The organism is Micromonospora sp. NPDC048999, from assembly GCF_040649295.1.
Classification (GTDB): Bacteria; Actinomycetota; Actinomycetes; order Mycobacteriales; family Micromonosporaceae; genus Micromonospora.
In genome coordinates this window covers 17,765-37,055 of the sequence record NZ_JBEZFI010000028.1, presented here as the reverse complement: position 1 = coordinate 37,055, position 19,291 = coordinate 17,765, and the positions used below count along the sequence as shown (strand labels likewise).

At 69.8% G+C, this 19,291-nt stretch carries 15 protein-coding genes and 1 pseudogene; 12 read left to right on the top strand and 4 right to left on the bottom strand.

From position 1 onward, the window contains the following. Positions 1 to 65 precede the first annotated feature (65 nt). From AB0C02_RS24000 to AB0C02_RS23960, 9 genes and pseudogenes are all read left to right on the top strand, one after another. A complete protein-coding gene (locus AB0C02_RS24000) occupies positions 66 to 368 on the top strand; it encodes an urease subunit gamma (protein WP_357551036.1) in 303 nt (100 codons plus the stop codon). A 76-nt stretch (positions 369 to 444) separates the two neighbouring features. Beyond that, a pseudogene (locus AB0C02_RS23995) lies at positions 445 to 744 on the top strand (urease subunit beta); the annotation flags it as partial. Positions 745 to 893: 149 nt separating this feature from the next. Then, entirely contained in the window at positions 894 to 2,612 is a 1,719-nt protein-coding gene (locus AB0C02_RS23990; protein ID WP_357551035.1) for an urease subunit alpha, read from the top strand. Positions 2,613 to 2,663: 51 nt separating this feature from the next. Further along, entirely contained in the window at positions 2,664 to 3,227 is a 564-nt protein-coding gene (ureE, locus tag AB0C02_RS23985) for an urease accessory protein UreE (RefSeq protein WP_357551034.1), read from the top strand. Further along, a complete protein-coding gene (locus AB0C02_RS23980) occupies positions 3,227 to 3,928 on the top strand; it encodes an urease accessory UreF family protein (protein WP_357551033.1) in 702 nt (233 codons plus the stop codon). The genes ureE and AB0C02_RS23980 overlap by 1 nt, the downstream gene beginning before the upstream one ends. A 22-nt stretch (positions 3,929 to 3,950) precedes the next feature. Then, positions 3,951 to 4,631: an urease accessory protein UreG gene (ureG, locus tag AB0C02_RS23975; protein ID WP_357551032.1), complete on the top strand. Its 681-nt coding sequence runs from the start codon at positions 3,951 to 3,953 to the stop codon at positions 4,629 to 4,631. Beyond that, on the top strand, positions 4,628 to 5,542 hold the full coding sequence (locus AB0C02_RS23970) for an urease accessory protein UreD (RefSeq protein ID WP_357551031.1): 915 nt from the start codon (positions 4,628 to 4,630) through the stop codon (positions 5,540 to 5,542). The genes ureG and AB0C02_RS23970 overlap by 4 nt, the downstream gene beginning before the upstream one ends. 837 nt (positions 5,543 to 6,379) lie before the next feature. Next, the gene (locus tag AB0C02_RS23965) at positions 6,380 to 7,642 is read left to right on the top strand and encodes an Nramp family divalent metal transporter (RefSeq protein ID WP_357551030.1); all 1,263 of its coding nucleotides are present in this window, start codon (positions 6,380 to 6,382) and stop codon (positions 7,640 to 7,642) included. 129 nt (positions 7,643 to 7,771) lie between these two features. Further along, positions 7,772 to 8,908, top strand: coding sequence for a cupin domain-containing protein (locus tag AB0C02_RS23960; RefSeq protein WP_357551029.1), 1,137 nt, complete (start codon positions 7,772 to 7,774; stop codon positions 8,906 to 8,908). Here AB0C02_RS23960 and AB0C02_RS23955 read toward each other — a convergent pair. Then, a complete protein-coding gene (locus tag AB0C02_RS23955; protein ID WP_357551028.1) occupies positions 8,847 to 10,952 on the bottom strand; it encodes a helix-turn-helix transcriptional regulator in 2,106 nt (701 codons plus the stop codon). The genes AB0C02_RS23960 and AB0C02_RS23955 overlap by 62 nt on opposite strands. Before the next feature lie 94 nt (positions 10,953 to 11,046). Continuing rightward, entirely contained in the window at positions 11,047 to 12,219 is a 1,173-nt protein-coding gene (locus AB0C02_RS23950) for a glutathione-independent formaldehyde dehydrogenase (protein WP_357551027.1), read from the bottom strand. Positions 12,220 to 12,320: 101 nt separating this feature from the next. Between AB0C02_RS23950 and AB0C02_RS23945 the strand changes: the two genes are divergently transcribed. Further along, positions 12,321 to 13,457: an RNA-guided endonuclease TnpB family protein gene (locus tag AB0C02_RS23945; protein ID WP_357551026.1), complete on the top strand. Its 1,137-nt coding sequence runs from the start codon at positions 12,321 to 12,323 to the stop codon at positions 13,455 to 13,457. Between the two features lie 338 nt (positions 13,458 to 13,795). Here AB0C02_RS23945 and AB0C02_RS23940 read toward each other — a convergent pair whose 3' ends face one another. Together AB0C02_RS23940 and AB0C02_RS23935 are read right to left on the bottom strand one after the other, a co-directional pair. Further along, entirely contained in the window at positions 13,796 to 14,473 is a 678-nt protein-coding gene (locus tag AB0C02_RS23940; protein WP_357551025.1) for a putative quinol monooxygenase, read from the bottom strand. A 370-nt stretch (positions 14,474 to 14,843) separates the two neighbouring features. Then, on the bottom strand, positions 14,844 to 15,563 hold the full coding sequence (locus AB0C02_RS23935; protein WP_357551024.1) for an alpha/beta hydrolase: 720 nt from the start codon (positions 15,561 to 15,563) through the stop codon (positions 14,844 to 14,846). 388 nt (positions 15,564 to 15,951) lie between these two features. On the opposite strand from AB0C02_RS23935, the gene abc-f reads away from it, so the two are divergent. Next, positions 15,952 to 17,586, top strand: coding sequence for a ribosomal protection-like ABC-F family protein (gene abc-f, locus AB0C02_RS23930; RefSeq protein WP_357551023.1), 1,635 nt, complete (start codon positions 15,952 to 15,954; stop codon positions 17,584 to 17,586). Positions 17,587 to 17,665: 79 nt separating this feature from the next. Then, the gene (locus AB0C02_RS23925; RefSeq protein WP_357551022.1) at positions 17,666 to 19,285 is read left to right on the top strand and encodes an ABC-F family ATP-binding cassette domain-containing protein; all 1,620 of its coding nucleotides are present in this window, start codon (positions 17,666 to 17,668) and stop codon (positions 19,283 to 19,285) included. Positions 19,286 to 19,291: the final 6 nt, after the last annotated feature.

Genomic DNA, 19,291 nt, shown 5'->3' with positions numbered 1-19,291 from the left:
GAACGGGCTCTCCTGGGGGCTTATGGTGGCTTCGTAGCGCCATAGGACCGCCAGAGGATGGGTTGATGCACCTTACGCCGAGGGAGCTGGAGAAGCTGATCATCCTCTCCATGGCTCAGATTGCCGCCGCCCGCAAGGACAGAGGGATCAAGCTCAATCATCCGGAGGCAGTGGCGATGGTCGCGGCGGCTGCGCTGGAAGGGGCTCGCGCGGGAAAGACCGTCGAGGAGGTGATGCACGACGCGAGTCAGGTGCTCACCAGGAACGACGTCATGGAAGGGGTGGTCGACCTGGTGCCGATGGTCCAGGTCGAGGCGGTGTTCACCGACGGCAGCCGCCTGGTCACCGTGCACGCGCCCATCCAGTAGGCGGGCCCGGGCCAAGAGGAATGTGAGGAAGACGGTGACACGCTCCATGCGGCACCCCGGACCCGCCATGAAACACATGTGGCCCATTGGCGGTTACGTCCTCTCTGAAGAGCCACTGGAACTGAATGCGGGCCGACCCACCATGCGAATCGAGGTCCGCAACACCGGCGACCGGCCGATCCAGGTCGGCTCGCATTTCCATTTCTTCGAGACGAACCGGAACCTTCAGTTCGACCGGGCGGCGACCTTCGGTTGGCGGCTTGACATCCCCGCCGGTACGGCGATCCGGTTCGAGCCGGGCGACCGGAAGACCATCCAGCTCGTGCCATACGCGGGTCGGCAGCGGGTGTACGGGTTCAACGGTCTCGTGAACGGTTGGACCGGCGTCGGCCCGGTCCCGGGTTATCAGCCAGACCACCCGGAGGCGATCCGGCGGGCCCTGAGCCGCGGCTTCAAGTTCACCACCCAGGACGGTGGGGAGAAGCAGCCAGGGCCAGACGGTGGGTCGACGCCGAGACCAACGCGATGAGTCAGATATCCCGGCAGGAGTACGCCGGACTGTACGGCCCGACCACCGGTGACAAGATCCGGCTGGGCAACACGGCACTCTACATCGAAATCGAACGGGACCTGCGTACCCTCGGCGACGAGGCCGTGTTCGGCGGCGGCAAGACCATGCGAGACGGTATGGGCTCGAACGGCGAACTGACCAGTGCCAACGGTGTCGTGGACCTGGTCATCACCAACGTGACCGTCCTCGACCCGCTGCTGGGCGTGGTGAAGGCGGACGTGGGCATCAAGAACGGACGGATCGCCGGCATCGGCAAGGCCGGCAACCCAGATGTCATGGCCGGGGTCACCCCGGAACTGGTCACCGGTCCGGCCACTGACGCCATCTCCGGGGAGCACCTGATCCTGACCGCCGGCGGCATCGACACGCACGTACACCTGGTCGCACCGCAACAGGCATACGCCGCGCTGAGCAACGGCATCACCACCATCTGGGCCGGCGGCACCGGCCCGAGCGAGGCCTCCACCGCCGTGAACAGCACGCCGGGACCATGGAACCTGCACGCGATGATGCGCGCCTTCGAGGGCATCCCGATCAACGTCGGGCTGATCGCCCGGGGAAACAGCTCAGGTCTGGGGCCGCTGGAGGAACAGGCGCTCGCCGGGGCTGCCGGCTTCAAGCTCCACGAGGACTGCGGCGCGACGCCGCAAGCGATCCGGTCGGTGCTGACCGCGGCGGACCGGTTCGACATCCAGGTGGCCATCCACACCGACACGCTCAATGAAAGCGGCTACGTGGAGGACAGCATCGCCGCCTTCGAGGGCCGGACCATCCACACGTACCACACCGAGGGCTCCGGTGGCGGCCACGCACCGGACATCATCAAGGTGGCCGGCGAGATCAACTGCCTGCCGAGCTCCACCACGCCCACCAACCCGTACGGCATCAACAGCCAGGCCGAACTCTTCGACATGATCATGATCACCCACAACCTCAACCCGAACGCCCCCTTGGACGTGGCGTTCGTGGAGAGCCGGGTCCGCGCGGAGACAATCGCCGCCGAGGACGTGCTGCACGACCTGGGCATCATTTCGATGATGGCCAGCGATTCGCAGGCGATGGGCCGGATCGGCGAGAGCTGGCTGCGAACCATCCAACTGGCCCACGCCATGAAGGCGGCCCGGGGCAGGCTGCCGGAGGACGCGCCGGACAACGACAACTTCCGCGTACTGCGATACGTTGCGAAGATAACCATCAATCCCGCGATCACCCAGGGCATCGCCCACGTACTCGGATCGGTCGAGCCCGGCAAGATCGCAGATCTGGTGCTGTGGGAGCCGGCGTTCTTTGGCGCGAAGCCCAAGATGGTCATCAAGAATGGCATGATCCTGTGGTCGATCATGGGAGATCCGAACGGCTCGGTGCCAACCCCGCAACCGATCCTGTACCGGCCGATGTTCGGCGCGAGCGGCACGGCCCTGAGCGAGAACTGCGTCACCTTCATGTCGCAGGCCGGCTACGAGGCGGGGGTCGGCGAGAAGCTCGGCCTGCGACGGCAGGTCCTTCCGGTGTGCGGCACCCGAAGCCTGACCAAACGGCACATGGTACGCAACGACGTCCTACCGCGGATCGACGTGGACCCCGAGACCTTCGCCGTGAAGGTCGACGGCGTCCACGCCACCGTGCCACCAGCCCGGAACCTCCCCCTCACCCAGCTCTACTTCTTCAGCTAGGTCGCGCCGACTCCGCGCACCCGGCCAACCCGATCAGCGAAGGACCCCGACATGCTTGTCGAATCGGTACTGGGCAACACCGACGAGCCCGACTGGCAGACCCGCCTGCGCGCGGCACGGGTGGACCAGTTGATGCTCGATCAATGGGAGGCGCAGAAGAACCGGCTACGCAAGCGCACCACCGACGGCGTCGAGCTGGCCCTGTCCCTCGGCCGAGGTAACCGGCTGCGCGACGGTGACGTCCTGCACTGGGACGAGTCCGCGTCGTCCGCGATCGTGGCACGTATCCAGCTCGGTGAGGTGATGGTCGTCGACCTGGGCCGGCTGGCGAAGGAACCCTCGGACGTGGGCCTACGCTCGGCCGTCGAACTCGGGCACGCCATCGGCAACCAGCACTGGCCGGCGGTGGTGAAGGGAACCCGAATGTACGTCCCGCTCACCGTCGACCGTAAGGTGATGGACTCAGTGATGAAGACCCATGATCTGGCCGGGATCTCCCACAGTTTCCTGCCCGGCACCGAGGTCATCGCGTACCTCGCACCGCACGAGGCCCGCCGGCTGTTCGGCGGCGCCGACTCGACGCCACACTCGCACCTACCCGAACCCGTCGACTGATGGCGCCGACCACATCGGCGATCCCGGCGACCCTGAGGATCCTGCAGTTCGGCGACTCGATGTTCCCGGTGGGTGCGTTCGCCTTCTCCGGCGGGCTGGAAATGGCGGTGCAGAGGGGCGTGGTCCGCGACCGGGCCGATCTGGCGGCCTACGTCCGCACCGTGACCCACCTGGCGGCCACCGGCGACGGCGTGGCGCTGCTGCACGCGCACCGGGGCGCCACCGCGGGCGACCTGGACCTGGTCCGCCGGGCCGACGAGGCCGTCCACCTGCGCAAGCTCTCCGAGGAGAGCCGGACAATGACCGTACGGATGGGACGCAAGCTGGCCGAGGCAGCGGCGCGCATAGTCGGGGACTCGATACTCGACAAGCGATCCCTCGACGCCGACCAGGACCGGGTCCCGGTCACCTATCCGGTCGCGCTCGGCGCGCTCTTCGCCCACCTCCGGCTCGCCGAGGAGGACGCTTTCGCCGTCCATCAGTACGGCGTCGCGACGATGGTGCTCAGCGCCGCCCTGCGGTTGATGCGGGTCGATCACCTCGACACCCAGACCATCCTGTACGCGGTCAACGCAACCGCCGCCGAGGAGTACCAGCGGGCACGGAACTCGAGCCTCGACGACATGACCGCCTTCGGGCCGGTCATCGATGTTCTCGCGGCGGCCCACCTACACGCGCACGTCCGGATGTTCATGAATTGACGGCACCGCTTCGGGAGTGGTTATGAAGACAGTCAGTCGTATCGGTGTCGGGGGCCCGGTCGGCAGCGGCAAGACGGCGATCATCGAGGCGATCGTTCCCAAGCTGGTGGCGAGCGGGTTACGGGTACTCGTGGTCACCAACGACGTGGTCACCACCGAGGACGCCCAGCACGTGCGGCGGGCGCTGACCGGAGTGCTGGTGGCGGAGCGGATCGTCGGCGTGGAGACCGGCGCCTGCCCGCACACCGCAGTCCGGGAGGACCCGAGCATGAACCTCGCCGCCGTGGAGGACATGGAGGCCCGCTTCCCCGACAGCGACCTGGTGCTTATCGAGAGCGGTGGGGACAATCTCACCCTCACCTTCAGCCCCGCGCTGGTCGACTACTTCGTGTACGTGATCGACGTGGCCGCCGGGGACAAGATTCCCCGCAAGAACGGTCCCGGCATCTCCCAGTCCGACGTACTGGTGATCAACAAGACCGATCTCGCCCCACACGTCGAGGCCGACCTGGACGTCATGGCAGCGGACGCGACGACGATGCGCGGCGGGAAACCGTTCGTCTTCACCAACTGCAAGACCGGGGTCGGGATCGACGAACTGATCTCGCTCATCCGATACCACGCGCTCTTCGACCTGCCCCAGCCGGCCGACCTCGACCAGCCGCCCGCCAGCCCACAGCCGGATGCCCCGGTGCCCGCATGATTTCACTGGACGACGCGCCGGAGCTGGCGCCGTACCGCGACGAGCCGGCCCAACTACCCAGCGCCGCACCGGGAAAGGTCGGACTTCTGCGGCTCGCATTCGAACAGCGCGGCGACCGTACACTGCTGACCGAGTTGTTCCGGCAGGCGCCGCTCCTGGCTCAGCGGGCACTCCACTGGGACCCGGCGATGCCCGGGATGGCCTGCGTGTTCATCATCTCCACCTCGGGTGGGATGCTCCAGGGCGACCGGTACCGACTCGACGTGTCGCTCGGCGAAAGCGCCCAGGTCCACCTCACCACGCAGGCGGCCAACAAGATCCAGGAGATGGACGCGAACTACGCCACCCAGCTTCAGCAGATCACCCTTGCCGAGGACGCCTACCTGGAATACCTCCCCGAGCCGGCCATCCCCTACCGGCACAGCCGATTCGTCACCGACACCCGCATCACACTGCCGGAATCCGCAACCGTCCTGTACGCGGAGATCCTGCAGCCCGGCAGGAAGCATCACCGGAACGGGGAGATTTTCGAGTACGACCTCTACTCCTCCGTCGTGCGGGCCGCCCGGCCGGGCGGGCCCGACCTGTTCGTCGAGAAGTACGTCATCGAGCCGGCGCGGTTCGACGTCGATCGGCGCGGCGTGCTCGACGACTTCCACGTCTTCGGCAACGTCCTTCTGTTGACGTCGCCCGAACGGGCCCGTCGGGTCGCCGAACAGCTACGCCCCACCTGGGACGACGACCTTCCGCTGGTCGCAGGCCTCAATCGGCTCCCGAACGACGCGGGCCTGAGCTACAAGGTGCTGGGGTTGGAAACCGAGCCGGTCCGCGCCCACCTGCGGCAGTTCTGGGGACTCGCCCGCGCCGCAACCGTCGGCCGGGCCGCCCCTCCGGCCTTTTCCTGGCGTTGACGGCCTGATTGCCGCCGGCGGGCACACGCTGGAGCGCCTGATCGAGACCCTGCGTCCGGGCCTGAGGCTCGCCTATCCCACGGGGTCCTGCCAGAGCCGACCGCGCCGCCCGGCGTGACGTGCACGCCTGCGACGGGACCACGGGAGCTGACCGGCTCCAACGGCTCAACGAACTGATCGAGGCCGGCTCGTTCGAGGTCCACGCCTACGAGGCGTTTCCCCTGACGCGGAGGCCGAGGCACATCGCCGCCTGCAGGCTCCGTACCTAGGCAAGCTGCTGCTGCGAGTGCAGTAGACGACGTGTGGCCCGGCCCGGAGGCAGTCGACACGGGCGGTGTCCCCCTGTCCGGCGGGCGTGGGCAGTGGCTGCTGGCAGCGACGGTGCTGGGGTCGGCGCTGGCGCAGTAGGCGGCCACGGTGGTCAACGGGCATGTGGACGAGACTTACATGAAGGTCAATGGGGTCCGGAGGTATGCGCACCGGGCCATCGACCAGTACGGCCACCGAACTCGCCCAAGCGATCTGAACGGCGCTCCCGGTACGGCCCACTGCGTCTGCCGATTCGTCAAGGCAACGGTGCCCCATGCCGGCCGGCTTGAGCTGGCGAGCTCGGGGCGATTGCCGCAGGCCGTCCGTAGGCCTTTAGGCCGGCCCGGTCGACGGCCAGGTCGGCCAGGAGCCAGCCGCCGCCGAGCGTCACGGCGACCCAGACCACGGGCAGGAACACAAACCCGTCCCCGCCCGCCGGTGCCGCCCCGATCGGGCAGGGATGGTGGCGAAAGGGACCCCGCGATCGCGTGATGTGCGGCTGGCCGGTCCCGCCGGACGATCAGCGGCATGACCACGATCCAGACGCAGCGGCCGATCACACGGGGTGCAGTCGCCGCCCGGCCCCGGGTTGCGCCCCTGCTCGGGCCGGGCTTCGTCGCCGCCATCGCCTACATCGACCCGGGCAACGTGGCGACGAACCTGACCGCCGGGGCCACCTCCGGGTACCTGCTGGTCTGGGTGGTGGTGGCAGCGAGCCTGGTGGCGGTGCTGGTGCAGTTTCAGGCGGCCAAGCTCGGCGCGGCGACCGGAAAGAGCCTGCCGCAGCTCAGCCGGGAACGGTTCCCGCGCTGGGCGAGCCAGGCCCTGTGGGTGCAGGCCGAGGTGGTCGTCCTCGCCACCGACGTGGCCGAGTTCGTCGGGGCGGCCATCGGCATGCGGCTGCTGTTCGGCATGCCGGTCGGCCTCGCGGCGGTGGTGACCGGCGTCCTCTCCCTGCTGATGCTGGAGCTGCGGCGGCGTGGCCGTACCCGCCGCCTGGAGCTGGTCAGCGCCGCGGCGCTACTGACGGTTGGTGCCGGCTTCCTGTACAACCTGTACGCGGTGGGTCATCAGTCGGCCACCGCCGCGCTGCACGGCCTGACCCCCCGCCTGGACGGTACGGAGTCGGTGGTGCTGGCGATGGGCATCGTCGGCGCGACGGTGATGCCGCACGCCGTCTACCTGCACTCCGCGATCGTCCGTACCGGCGGCCGACCCACCGAGGAGGCGCGGCGCTCGCCGGCCCTCATCCGGCGCGCCCTACGAATCGACTGCGGCGCAGCGCTCGGGCTGGCCACCGTCGTGAACGTCTCGATGATCGCCCTCGGCGTCGGCCTGGGCGAGACGAGCGGCGGCGTCTGGACCGGTGACATCGTCGCCGCCCACAGCGAGCTGCTGACCCGGGTGGGAGGGGCTGCCGCACTGCTGTTCAGCATCGCCCTGCTCGCCTCGGGTCTCTCGTCCAGCGGGGTCGGCACCCTTGCCGGTGACGTGGTGATGGACGGCTTCCTGGCCCGCCGCATCCCGGTACGGGTGCGCCGCCTGGTCACCATCACGCCCGCCATGTTGGCCCTGCTGCTCGGGGCGCCGCTGACCGGACTGCTGATCGCCAGCCAGGTGGTGCTCTCCCTCGGCGTACCGGTCGCGCTCTTCCTTCTCGTCTGGTTCTGCCGCGACCGGGCCCTCATGGGGTCGCTGGTCAACGCCCCGCTGACCACCCGCGTGGCCGCCACCGCCGGGGCCGCGGTGGCCGCCGTCGGCTGCGCGCTCCCGCTGCTGCTCCTCATCTGACCACTGCACCTGACCACTGCCCGGAGGATCGATGACCACCCGGAACCCGCTTGCCGCCCGTGCCCTGCTCTGGCTGCCGGCGCCCCGACACGTCCCGCACGAATCAACCGATCGAAGGAGTTGACCACCATGGCACAGGACACCGCACCGCAGCCGGTACGCGGGGATGGCGGCGGACCGGACAAAGGCCCGCGCAATATGATGCTCGACCGGCAGAACCCCGAGCTGCTCGTCCCGCCGCCAACCGACCACGGCACCGTACCGAACCTTCGCTTCTCATTCTCCAACGCGCACACCCGCATTGAGCGGGGCGGCTGGACCCGCGAGGTCACCCAGCGGGAGCTGCCGATCGCCACCGAGATGGCCGGCGTCGACATGGCGCTCGAACCCGGGGCGTACCGGGAGCTGCACTGGCACAAGCAGGCCGAGTGGGGGTACGTGATCAACGGCAGCTGCCGGGTCGGCGCGGTCGACCACGAGGGCCGCAACTTCCTGGAGGATATCCAGCAGGGTGACCTGTGGTTCTTCCCGAAAGGGGTGCCGCACCACATCCAGGCCCTCGCCAACGGGGTGGAGTTCCTCCTGGTCTTCGACGACGGGATGTTCTCGGAAAACGACACCTTCCTGATGAGCGACTTCTTCGCACACGTGCCGAAGAGCGTGGTGGCCAAGAACTTCGGCTGGTCGGTCGACCAGTTGGACGCCCTGCCGGAGCGGGAGAAGTACATCTTCCAGGGCGAGGTGCCCCCACCGCTGACCGAGGACCGGGTGGTGAGCCCGGCCGGCGACGTGCCGCGCACCTTCAAGCACCGGCTGCACGCCCAGGCACCACACCGTTTTCCCGGCGGCTCTGTCCGGGTCGCGGACACCACCAACTTCGCGGCGTCGACCATCTCTGCGGCCCTCGTGGAGATCGATCCGGGTGGCCTCCGCGAGCTGCACTGGCACCCCACGGACGACGAGTGGCAGTACTGGATCTCCGGGCACGGTCGGATGGGCGTGTTCGCCAGTTCGGGGGTGGCTCGAACGTTCGACTTCCGGGCCGGCGACGTGGGGTATGTGCCGTTCGCTTACGGTCACTACATCGAGAACCTCGGCGACGAGCCACTGATTTTCCTGGAGATGTTCCGCAACCCCCGTTTCGAGGACATCTCCCTCGCTCAGTGGATGGCGAACACGCCCGCCGAGGTCATCTCGGACACCATCAACCTGCCCCGCGGGATGATCGAGGCGCTGCCGAAGGAGAAGCGTCCGGTGGTCCGCTGAGCCGCGCCGGGACGGCCGGGACCCGGTCCGCCCCCGCGGCGGGCCGCTCCCGGCCGTCCCACAGCCGGGCCAGTTGCAGCCGGCTGCGGATGCCAAGCTTGGCGTAGATTGCGCGCAGGTGGGTGTCGACGGTGTGGAACGACAGATACAACCGGCCGGCCACCTGCTGCTTGGTGGCCCCGGCCGCTAGCAGTTCGGCGATCCCAGCCTCCCGGGCGGTCAGCGCGGCCAGGCCGTGCCCCGCAGGACCGGGGGCGGGGCGGCGGCGGGTCCGCTCGAGCCGGAGCAGCCACCGCTCGGCGCGCGCCTGGTCACCCACCGCCCCCGTGCGGCCATACAGCGCCGCCGCCTCCTGGCCAACGGCGCGGGCCTCCGCCAGCCGGACCCGGGGCGAGCAGGCGAGGTCAAGGAGGGCGTCCGCCAGCGCGGGCCGGGCGCCGGTGGTACGTAACGCCCGCACCGCAGCCCGCAGCGCCTCGGGGTCGCGGCGGACCAGGGCGTCCGCGTGACCGGCAAGCCCGCGCCAGAGCGGCACCGGGGTCCGATCGGCCACCTGCGTGAGACGGCTGACGGCAGCCCGCGCCCGCCGAAGGTCGCCGAGCAGCAGCAGGGCCCGGACCAGACGGGGACCGTGCTGGGCGGCCAGCAGCACCGGCCGGACCGACCGGGCCAGGTCTTCGGCGGCGGAGCGGATCAGCGCGGGGTGACGCAGCGGATCGGGGTCGGCGGCGGCCGCGCAGCGCAGCGGCGCGTACGGCACGTTGTCGGGCCAGGGCCGGTCAGGGTGCGCACCGTCGATCAGCGTCCGGGCGGCCTCCGGGCGGCCGAAGCGGTATGCGACCTCGGCGCGGACCGCGAGCAGCGTGGCCCGTGCTTCGTCGGTGAGCGGGCCGGCCGTTCGGTCCAGCGTGAGCCGGGCCTGCGCGTCGGCCTCTAGGAGTTCCCCGACGCCGAGTAACCGTAGGCAGGACAGCGCCGCCAGGGTCGGCTGGGCCGCCGCGGGGAGGTCGTCGAACGCCGCGTCCAGCGCGGTCGCCGCATCCTCGTACGCGCCGAGCGCGAGCTGGACGGTGATCCGCTCGGTGCGTACCGCCGCGGCTTCCCCGCGTACCGCCAGCCGGCTCGGATCGACGGTGGCGAGGAGGTCCCGGGCGGTGTGGACGGCACCGAGGCAGACCGCTCGGGCGGCTCGGGCGAGGACGAGCCGTACGCCCGCCGGAGGCGACGGACAGGCGGCCTGTGCCCGGCCCGCCTCGCGGAGCAGAGCGTCGGCGTCCGGATGGCCGACCCGGCAGGCGATCGACGCCTCGGTGGCGAGCAACCAGCCGCGGTGTTCCGCCGCCACCGGGTGCCCGCTGCGGGCCCGGCGGAGCTGGTCGAGGGCGACGGAGGGGCGGTGCGCCGCGTGTCCGGCCCCGAGCCGGCCGAGCAGCAGGGCCCGTTCCGTGCCGCCGGCGCGGTCGGCGGCGAGTTCGGCGGAGAGCAGGTCGAGCGCCTCGGCGGATCGTCCGGCGAGGACGAGCTGGTCAGACGCCGCGAGCAGCCACCTGGCCCGGGTCCGGGCGTCGACCCGGGTCAGTGCGTCGGCCCGGGTCAGTGCGGCGAGCAACAGGTCCGCCCCGGTCGACGGGTCGACCGGGGCGGCGGTGGCGAGCTGGTCGACGAGTTCGGGGTCGGCTTCACCGGTCGCCCGCACGGCCGACAGCAGGTGCTCGGCGGCGCGGGACGGGTCGCTGTCGGCGAGCAGCCGCGCGGCGCGCAGGTGCAGGTCGCCGAGGAGGGATCGGGGCAGCGCGCCTAGCAGGCGGTCGCGTAACGCCGCCTCGACGGTCAGCCCTGCCCCGTCGTCGGTGAGCACGCCACGGGCGGTGAGAGCCACCACCGCGTCGCCGGTCTCCGGGGCGGGCAGCCCGGTCATCCGGTGGACGTACCCCAGCCGGCATGGGCCCAACGCGACCGCGACCGCCCTGGCCACCGACCGTTCGGCTGCGGTCGACGGTGGATCGTCGCGGTGCGGGTCGGCCGCACCTGGGGGTTCAGGCACGGCACCGAATCAACCACGGCCGCCGCGCCGGGACAGGCGTTCTAGATGAAAGCCGCTCGGAACGGTGACGTCGGAGAACCATCGGACCCGCCCGTCAGGGGTGCAGAACTACCTTGATCAGCTCCTGCCGTTGGTCGAACCCTCGATAAAAGTTGGGGGCGTCGTCCAGGCTGCCGTGGTCGGTGATGATCGTGCCGGGTCGGGCCCGGCCGGAGGTCACCATGTCGCGCAGCAGCCGGGTGTAGCGGCGGTCATGGGTACGCCCGAACCGCACCGCGACACCCCTGGCGAAGAACGTGCCCCACGGGGCGTTGAGATGTCCATCGGTGGTGCCGCCCGCCTGGGGTGTGAGGTCCTTCTCCGGGTAGACGCCGGCGACGGCGATCGCGCCGCCCGGGTTGACCAGGCGGGCGGCGTCGGCGAGCACCTGGTCGGCGCGCTCGCGGTCGGGGTGGGCGCGGTTGTGGGCCTGGAAGCCGACCGCGTCGACGATCTTGTCCACACCCAGCAGTTTCTCCTCGCCCAGTGGCAGGCCGTGGCGAGCCCGGTCCTCGCGTATCTGCTCGACCGGATCTCCCCGGCGGAAGTCGACGGGCACCGCCCCCAGTTCTCCGGCCTTGTCCAGCCGGGCGTCGACGTGGTCGACGCAGTAAACGGCGCGGGCGCCGAGCAGGTTGGCGGAGTACGCGGCGAGCAATCCGATCGCGCCGGCGCCGAACACGGCGACGGTGTCCCCGGCACGGACGTCGGCGAGGGCCACGGCCGCGTGCCAGCCGGTGACAAACGCGTCGGCAAGCAACACGAAGTCGTCCTCGTACGCGTCGCCCGGCTCTCCCGGCACGGGCAGGCAGTTCGCGTCGGCCCACGGCACGCGCAGCAGTTCGGCCTGCGCACCCGGGTAGAGGCCCATGCCCGCGTAGCCGTACGCGGCGCCCGGCCCTTCGGTCCGTGCTCGCAGGCACAGGGCGGACAGGCCGCGGGCGCACATGGCGCAGACGCCGCAGAACAGGTGGGTGGGAACCACCACCCGGGTGCCAGGGCGGATCGTCTGCACCGCAGACCCCACCCGCTCGACCACACCCAACGGCTCGTGACCGAGGACAAGGCCGGGCTGCGCGCCCGTTCGCCCGTCGTACATGTGCAGATCGGTGCCGCACAGGGCCGTGGAGGTGACCCGCACGACCGCGTCGGTGTCCTCCCGCACGGTCGGCTCGGGAACATCGCACACATCAACGCTGCGCACGTCGCGATAGACGACAGCTCTCATCAGAATTGCGGCGTGGAAACCCGGCCGCTTACCGCCGGGAGGAAACGCCGCCGCCTCCCCTCAAGGTATGTCTTACGTGGACGATTGTTAGAATGTGGGGCGTGGGTGAGGTGGTGAAGCGGGCGTACAAGTACCGCTTTTACCCGTCGCCTGAACAAGCTGAGCTGCTGGGCCGCACCTTCGGGTGTGTGCGGAAGGTGTACAACCTTGCGCTGGAAGCCCGTACCCGGGCGTGGACGGTGAACCGCCAGCGCACCACGTACGTGCAGTCCTCCGGGTGGCTGACCGAGTGGAAACGCACCGATGAGTTGGCGTTTCTGAACGAGGTGTCGTCGGTGCCGTTGCAGCAGACGCTGCGGCACTTGCAGGCCGGGTTCGTGGCGTTCTGGGACAAGCGGTCCCGGTATCCGAGGTTCAAGTCCAAGCGCAAGTCGCGGGCGTCGGCCGAATACACGCGCTCGGCGTTCCGCTGGCGTGACGGCCAACTCACCCTGGCCAAGATGAACACCCCGCTGAACATCGTATGGTCCCGGCCCCTGCCAGAAGGCGCCGAGCCGTCCACGGTCACGGTGTCCCGGGACGCCGCCGGCCGCTGGTTCGTGTCCATCCTGGTCGAGGACCCGACCGTGAGGCCGCTGCCGGCGGTCACGCCGGCGGTCGGGGTGGATGCGGGCATCACCAGCCTGCTCACCCTGTCCCACCCGATCCCCGGACTGAGCGATGAGGAAGGGAAGGTGGCCAACCCGCGTTTCGGACAGGCCGACCGGCGCAAGCTGGCCAAAGCCCAGCGGAACCTGGCCCGCAAACAGAAGGACTCCGCGAACCGGGCGAAGGCCCGGCTCAGGGTGGCCCGGATTCATGCCCGGATCGCCGACCGGCGGCGGGACCACCTGCACAAGCTGACCACCCGACTCGTCCGCGAGACCCAAACGGTCGTGATCGAAGACCTCAGCGTGCGTAACATGCTGCGCAACCGGCGCCTGGCCCGCGTCATCTCCGACGCGAGCTGGGGTCAGTTCCGCAGCATGCTGGAATACAAGGCCATCTGGTACGGGCGTGAGGTGATCCCCGTCGACCGGTGGTACCCGTCGTCCAAGACCTGCTCGACATGCGGACAGGTCAACACCACCCTCGCCCTCAACGACCGCACCTGGACCTGCCCCGGCTGCGCAACCGAACACGACCGGGACATCAACGCTGCCAGGAACATCCTCGCCGCCGGGCTGGCGGAGAGGTAAAACGCCTGCGGAGCCGGTGTAAGACCTCAAGGGAAGAAGTCCTCCCGGACGGGCAGTCGGCGATGAAACAGGAAACCCCACGGGCGACCGTGAGAATCCCGGCCCCTTCAGGGCCGGGAGGATGTCAACCTCACGCCCTTTTCATCTCTCTCTCTCGTCTCGTCGGCGAACCGCGCCGTCCGCCGTCACGCCGCTGCCGTCCACACCTGCGGCTGGAACCTCTGGCCCTGATGCAGGGCCCGCCTCGCACCACATCCGTCACCCGTCAAAAGACGAGTGGGTAGCGGACCGTCCGGCGCCGCAGGCGGTCCGGCCGCGCGGCGGCCGGGCAGAACCGGTCAGGCCGTGATCCGCTCGCGGTGAGGCTCGCTGATCATCGTCATCAGGTGCGCGGTCCACGGGACGGCGAGGCGTTTGTCGATCTCGCCCCGCACGACACGGTAGAAGTTGGAGGTGTGCATGTGTTTGTCGAGGGCCGCCTGGTCAGTCCAGTTCTCGTAGAGGAACATGACCGACGGGTCCTCGACGGACTGGTAGAGGTCGTAGCCTAGGCACCCGGGCTCGGCGCGGGTGATCGCGACCATCTCCAGGTGACAGTTGCCGACTGCCGCCTCCTCGCCAGCCTTGATCGTGAAGAACGGTAGGAGGGTCACCTGAGCCGGCGAGTTCCCGACCGGCCGTGGTCGGTCGGACCGGGCGTCGGGTTCCGACAGTAGCCGTGCGCGCCACTGCGCGTATGGGGCGACGATCTCGCCCGCGATGGTCTCCGCGAGGCACTGTTGCACGTGTGCGCTCGCCAGATGCGCGTCCAGCGCCTGCTCGTCTGCCCAGTTGCCGAGGACGTAGAACGCGGCCGGGTTGTTCTTGAGCTGATGCAGGTCGTAACTGAGGTTGCCAGGTTCCTCCCGGGTCGCTTGCGCGAGTTGCAGAAGGGCGTCTCGGACCGCGTCCACGCGCCCGGGACCGGCGATGAACTGAGCCAGCGCTGCCGGTCGGGGCGATGCAGACGGCAGCACACGCTCGCTTCGTCTGTGCTCATTTCCCACGCCCTCGCCCCCTTCTCCGACCGGAGCAAGCCCTCAGTGACGGTGATCCTGTCGCACCGTACGGTCCGTTGTTGCCGACATTCGGGAGCCTCGGGAAGGCTCAGCCCCGGGGCGAAAACTCTTTCGTCCAATTCGAGCCGCCCCAATGTGGACACCCTTTCTGTGGATCAACGTCCAATCTCGGGGTGTCCACATCTCAGGGGGCCCACCGCCACGTGTTAGGGCGCTGACCTGGTGAGTGACGGACGAGTCGACCTGCACCCCGGGTCCTGCAGCCCTGGGCGCCGCGCTGCGACCCTGTGCGACCAACAGCGGGCTTCAGCGCTGCTTGTGCCTCTTGTCATCTGCCTGCTCGGCCTGCCGGCATCGGGGTCCGGGCTTCGGCTGCCGTCTTGATGAGCTGCGCCGCTTCGTCGGGGTGAGAAACCATCGCGAGGTGGCTGGCGGGGACCTCGGTGGTGGTCGCGCCCATGCGGCTGGCGAACATGCGCTGCGCGTCCGGCGGGATCGCCTGGTCCTGCGAGGCGACCAGGTACCAGGACGGTAGCGATTTCCAGGCCGGCATGCCCATCGCTTCGGAGAACGTGGAGCTGGCGGTCGGCTGCTGCACGGCGTGCAACACCTTGGCCTGGACCGGGTCGACGTCGGCCGCGAAGTGCTGGACGAACTGGTCCTGCGGCTGCCACATGAAGCCCTGCTTGTCGGTGAACAAGTGCTCCAGCGCCGGCGGTGTGGGGCCCTGCGACAGCAGAGCGCCGAGCGATTCCCCTTGGTCGAGCCCGAAGGCCGCGATGTACACCAGCCCGACCGCGTTCGGCGCGTCGGTGCCGAGGGCGGTCATGATCTGACCGCCGTAGGAGTGTCCGGCCACAATTGTCGGGCCGTCCTGCAAGGCCAGGACCTGGCGTAGTCGGGCGACGTCGTCAGCCGTCGAGGTCAGGGGAAACTGCGGAGCCGTCACCTGGTAGCCGGCGGCCTGCAGGCGCTCGATAACGCCGCTCCAACAGGAGCCGTCGGCCCACGCGCCGTGGACGAGGACAATGTTCGGTCGGCCGTTCATGTAGCTTCCTCCCCTACTGGGTGGGGTGTTCTTTTCTGCCCATGCTGGCCGCTGGCGACGTCGGATATCCGCACGTTGTCTGTGCGCGCCGCCCAGACCAGGGGCAGTCAAGCTGCGAGTACCAAATCGACCCAGACGTAAACGTGCTCGGCCCGGTCTCTGGTCCGACCTCCCCCTGCTGTTAGACTGGTAAGGCGTTGATCGTGTGTTGAGGAGCCCAGACATGGTGGTGGACGACGACATCTCCGGGTGATACCCGGACCTGACAGGCCACGGGGCCGGTGCGTGGAAGAGCGCCGGCGTGGCCTAGCTGTCGTCCCCTCTTTCTCCTTGTCTGCTACCCGGGGCAGAAGTGTCTTTCCTGCCCCCTCCTCACGAGGTGACCTCCATGTCCGACGTCTGCGTCGTCTGCTCGAACCTGTCCTTCACCTGGCCCGACGGCACCCCCGTCTTCCAGGATTTGTCCTTCACCATCGGCTCCGGCCGCACCGGCCTCGTCGCGCCCAACGGCACCGGCAAGAGCACGCTACTCAAGCTCATCGCCGGTGAACTCCGGCCCGGCAGCGGGTCGGTCTCCGTGCCCGGCACCCTTGGCTACCTACCCCAGGATCTCCCGCTGGCCGGGGACCTCACAGTCGCCGAGGTGCTGGGCGTCGCCGCGATCATCCAGGCCATCGACGCCGTGGAGTCCGGAGACGTCGACGAGAAGCACTTCACCACCATTGGCGACGACTGGGACATCGAGGAACGCACCCGCGCGCAGCTCGACCGCCTCGGTCTGGCCGACCTCACCCTGGAGCGCACCCTGAGCACCCTCAGCGGCGGCCAGGTCATCTCCCTCGGTCTCGCCGCCCAGTTGCTGAAGCGGCCCGACGTGCTGCTGCTCGACGAGCCGACCAACAACCTCGACCTTGACGCCCGGCACAAGCTCTACGACGCGCTGGAGGACTTCACCGGCTGCCTGCTCCTGGTCAGCCACGACCGTGCCCTGCTCGACCGCATGGAACGCATCGCCGAACTCGACGCTGGCGAACTGCGCTTCTACGGCGGCAACTTCACCGAGTACGAGGAGGCCGTGCAGGCCGAGCAGGAAGTCGCCGAGAGGAACGTCCGCAACGCCGAGCAGGAGCTGAAGCGGGAGAAGCGGGAGATGCAGCAGGCCCGCGAGCGCTCCGAGCGCCGGCAGAGCAACGCCGCCCGCAACCTGAAGAACGCCGGTCTGGCCCGCATCTTCGCCGGCAACATGAAGCGCGGCGCGCAGGAGTCCGCGGGCCGGGTGGGCCAGATGCACGCCAGCCGGGTCAGCGAGGCGAAGGCCAGGCTGGACGAGGCCGGGCGTGCGCTGCGCGAGGATCAGCGCATCACGCTGGATCTGCCGGACACCAATGTGCCCGCGGGGCGCACCCTGTTCCTCGGCGAGCGGCTGCGCGTCCGCCTCGGCGACAAGGACGTGTTCGCCGGCGCGGGCGTCGATCTGACCGTCCGGGGTCCGGAGCGGATCGCGTTGACCGGTCCCAACGGTGCCGGCAAGAGCACGCTGCTGCGTCTGCTCAGCGGCGATCTGACCCCGCAGAGCGGCGAGATCAAGCGGGCCGATGGTCGCTTCGCCTATCTTTCGCAGCGCCTCGACCTGCTGGACCTGGACCGTACGGTCGCCGAGAATTTCGCCGACTACGCCCCGGAGCGGCCGGAGGCGGAGCGGATGAACCTGCTCGCCCGCTTCCTGTTCCGGGGGCCGCGCGCCCGTCTGCCCGTCGGGGTGCTCTCCGGAGGTGAGCGGCTGCGCGCCACCCTGGCCTGTGTGCTGTGCGCGGAACCAGCTCCGCACCTGCTGCTGCTGGACGAGCCGACGAACAACCTCGACCTGGTCAGCGCGGGTCAGTTGGAGAGCGCCCTGAATTCCTACCAGGGGGCTTTCGTGGTGGTCAGCCACGACGAGCGGTTCCTGCGCGATATCGGCGTGGACCGGTGGCTGCGGCTGGCCGACGGCGAGCTGAAGCAGACGGGGGCCCCTGAGGTGTGAGTCGCCGGCGTGTCGACCTGGCCCGTGTCCGAGGCGTGTCGCCCGGCGGGCCGAGCACCGATCGCGTTGGACGGACCTTATGCCTCAGCCCGCTCTGCTCGCCCACGACCTCGTTCACACCCTCGGCGGCCGACGGGTGCTCGATGGTGTCTCCCTGACCGCCTCGCCCGGGCGCCGTATCGGGCTGATCGGGGAGAACGGCGTCGGCAAGTCGACCCTGCTGCGCCTGCTGGCCGGGATGGACAAGCCGGATGCCGGTAGCGTCACGCGCCCGCCCGACCTGGGTTTTCTTCAGCAGGAGTTGCCGTACGACCCGGACGCGTCGATCGCCGACGTACTCGACGACGCCCTGCGCGAGGCCAGGGAGGACCTCGCTGAGCTGGAACGGCTCACCGAGCAGCTCGCGTGGACCGCGCAGGACGTGCCCGAGTACGCGGGCCTGCTCGACGCGTACGGTGTCCGGCTCGAACTGGCCCAGGAACGGGATGCCTGGGACGCCGACCGGCGTGCCGCGCTGGTGCTCGACGGCCTCGGTCTCGGCGCCTTCGGACACGACCGGACGCTCGGGTCGCTGTCCGGCGGTCAGCGCGGCCGGCTCACGCTGGCCGCGCTGCTGGTCCGGCGGCCCTCCGCGTTGCTGCTGGACGAACCGACCAACCATCTCGACGACGGTGCCGCCGCGTTCGTCGAGGGGCAGGTGGCTGCCCTGCCCGGGGTCGTCGTGGTGGCCAGCCACGACCGGGCCTTTCTGGACGCCGTGTGCACGGACCTGATCGACCTCGACCCCGCGATGGACGGTCCGGTCCGCTACGGCGGCAACTACCGCGCCTACCTCGCCGAGAAACGTGCCGAGCGGGACCGCTGGGAGCGACGCTGGGCCGAGGAGCAGGAGGAACTGGCGGCGCTGCGGGTCTCCGCCGGGGTGACCGCGCACCGCGTGGCACCGGACCGGGAGCGGCGCGACAACGAGAAGATGGGCTACGGCCACCGCGCCGGCCGGGTGCAGAGCCAGATCTCCCGGCGGGTGCGCAACGCCACTCGCCGTCTGGAGGAGCTGGAGCGCTCCCAGGTCGGCGAGCCGCCGAGGCCGCTACGGTTCGAGAGCATGGCGCTCTCCGCACCGGCGGCGCAGGGCGACGGTCCGCTGGTGTCACTGGATGACGTACGGGTGCCGGGCCGGCTCGCACCGGTGAGGGCGCAGGTGTCGGCGACCGACCGTCTGCTGGTCACCGGCGGGAACGGGGTTGGGAAGTCGACCTTGCTGGCCGTGCTCGCCGGGCGGCTCGTACCCGAGGGCGAGGTGCGGCGGCGGCGCGGACTGACCGTGGGACTGCTCACCCAGCACACCGTGTTCGACCGGCCGGACCGGTCCGTCCGCGACACCTACGAGCTGGCGCTAGGTGCCGAGCGGGCAGAGGCGGTGCCGCTGGGCTCGCTGGGGCTGATGCACGAGGCGGACCTGGACAAGCCGGTCGGCTGGCTCTCGGTCGGGCAGCGCCGGCGGCTCGCGCTGGCGCTTCTGGTGGCGCGGCCGCCGCAGTTGCTGCTGCTCGACGAGCCCACCAACCACCTGTCGCCGCGTCTGTGCGATGAGCTGGAGGCGGCGCTGGGCACCGGCCCCGGCGCGATCGTGCTGGCCAGCCACGACCGTTGGCTGCGGGAGCGCTGGCTGGGGCGGGAGATCCGGCTGGGGGCCTGAACCATG